2 rRNA genes (1 of these 2 cut by a window edge) are annotated in these 2,500 nt (G+C 57.3%); both read right to left on the minus strand.

The annotated features are described in order from the left end of the window. Nucleotides 1-88: 88 nt before the first annotated feature. A 5S ribosomal RNA gene (gene rrf, locus EV699_RS19590) occupies nt 89-204 on the minus strand. A 111-nt stretch (nt 205-315) separates the two neighbouring features. Beyond that, nucleotides 316-2,500: ribosomal RNA gene (locus tag EV699_RS19595) — 23S ribosomal RNA — on the minus strand (it continues 712 nt past the right edge of the window).

Below are 2,500 nucleotides of genomic sequence, written 5' to 3' on the forward strand. Positions count from 1 at the left end.
GCGGGGGCGAGGCGGCGGGGGGTTGCGGGTGCCCTGAAAAGCCGAACGCCCTGGCCGGGTGAGGGCGAGGGCGTTCGGGGCAATGGGTGCCTGGCGGTGACCTACGTTCGCATGGGGAGACCCCACACTATCATCGGCGCTGGCGCGTTTCACGTCCGAGTTCGAGATGGGATCGGGTGGTTCCACGCCGCTATGGCCGCCAGGCAAAAACGGTGCGTGCCAAGTCAAGTCGGTGCGGCCTCGCGAGGCCAGCGGCTGCGCTTTCCAGCGCCGACCACATCATCACCCAGCGGCGCCAGAGCGCTTGGGTGTTATATGGTCAAGCCGCACGGTCAATTAGTACAGGTTAGCTACACGCATTGCTGCGCTTCCACACCCTGCCTATCAACGTTGTGGTCTCCAACGGACCTTCAGGGGGCTCAGAGGCCCCGGGAAATCTCATCTTGGGGTGGGCTTCCCGCTTAGATGCTTTCAGCGGTTATCCCGTCCGTACATAGCTACCCGGCAGTGCCATTGGCATGACAACCGGAACACCAGAGGTACGTCCACTCCGGTCCTCTCGTACTAGGAGAAGCTCCCCTCAAATTTCCAACGCCCACGGCAGATAGGGACCGAACTGTCTCACGACGTTCTAAACCCAGCTCGCGTACCACTTTAAATGGCGAACAGCCATACCCTTGGGACCTGCTACAGCCCCAGGATGTGATGAGCCGACATCGAGGTGCCAAACTCCGCCGTCGATATGGACTCTTGGGCGGAATCAGCCTGTTATCCCCGGAGTACCTTTTATCCGTTGAGCGATGGCCCTTCCATACAGAACCACCGGATCACTAAGACCTACTTTCGTATCTGCTCGACGTGTCTGTCTCGCAGTTAAGCACCCTTATGCCTTTGCACTCAATGCGCGATTTCCGACCGCGCTGAGGGTACCTTCGCACTCCTCCGTTACTCTTTGGGAGGAGACCGCCCCAGTCAAACTACCCACCATACACGGTCCCTGACCCGGATCACGGGCCGAGGTTAGAACCTCAAGTATTCCAGGGTGGTATTTCAAGGATGGCTCCACGCGAACTGGCGTCCACGCTTCATAGCCTCCCACCTATCCTACACAAGAAGACTCAAAGTCCAGTGTAAAGCTGTAGTAAAGGTTCACGGGGTCTTTCCGTCTAGCCGCGGGTACACTGCATCTTCACAGCGAGTTCAATTTCACTGAGTCTCGGGTGGAGACAGCGTGGCCATCGTTACGCCATTCGTGCAGGTCGGAACTTACCCGACAAGGAATTTCGCTACCTTAGGACCGTTATAGTTACGGCCGCCGTTTACCGGGGCTTCGATCAAGAGCTTCACCTTGCGGCTGACCCCATCAATTAACCTTCCGGCACCGGGCAGGCGTCACACCCTATACGTCCACTTTCGTGTTTGCAGAGTGCTGTGTTTTTAGTAAACAGTCGCAGCCACCTGGTCACTGCGGCCTGCTTCCGCTCCAGCCGCGAGGGCTTTCACGTAGTGCAGGCGCACCTTATCCCGAAGTTACGGTGCTATTTTGCCGAGTTCCTTCACCCGAGTTCTCTCAAGCGCCTTGGGATTCTCACCCTGCCCACCTGTGTCGGTTTGGGGTACGGTTTCGCTGTACCTGAAGCTTAGAGGCTTTTCCTGGGAGCTTGGCATCAACGGCTTCGTCCGCAAGCGGACTCGTCATCACGTCTCAGCATTGACACTCCGGATTTGCCTAGAATGTCTGCCTACACGCTTGAACCGGGACAACCAACGCCCGGCTCGCCTAGCCTTCTCCGTCCCCCCATCGCAGTACAGCCAAGTACCGGAATATTAACCGGTTTCCCATCGACTACGCATTTCTGCCTCGCCTTAGGGGCCGACTCACCCTGCGCCGATTGACGTTGCGCAGGAAACCTTGGGCATTCGGCGTGCGGGGTTTTCACCCGCATGATCGTTACTTATGTCAGCATTCGCACTTCTGATACCTCCAGCAGACCTCTCGATCCACCTTCACAGGCTTACAGAACGCTCCCCTACCGCATGTATTGCTACACACCCGCAGCTTCGGTATACCGCTTGAGCCCCGTTGAATCTTCCGCGCAGGCCGACTCGACCAGTGAGCTATTACGCTTTCTTTAAAGGATGGCTGCTTCTAAGCCAACCTCCTGGCTGTCTGAGCCTTCCCACATCGTTCACCACTGAGCGGTAATTTGGGGACCTTAGCTGGCGGTCTGGGTTGTTTCCCTCTTCACGACGGACGTTAGCACCCGCCGTGTGTCTCCCGTGATTGCACTTCCTGGTATTCGGAGTTTGCATCGGTTTGGTAAGCCGGGATGGCCCCCTAGCCGAAACAGTGCTCTACCCCCAGGAGTGAGACACGAGGCGCTACCTAAATAGCTTTCGGGGAGAACCAGCTATCTCCGAGCTTGATTAGCCTTTCACTCCTATCCACAACTCATCCCCGTCTTTTTCAACAGACGTGGGTTCGGTCCTCCAGTAGGTG

It is taken from the genome of Plasticicumulans lactativorans (assembly GCF_004341245.1).
Taxonomy (GTDB): Bacteria; Pseudomonadota; Gammaproteobacteria; order Competibacterales; family Competibacteraceae; genus Plasticicumulans_A; species Plasticicumulans_A lactativorans.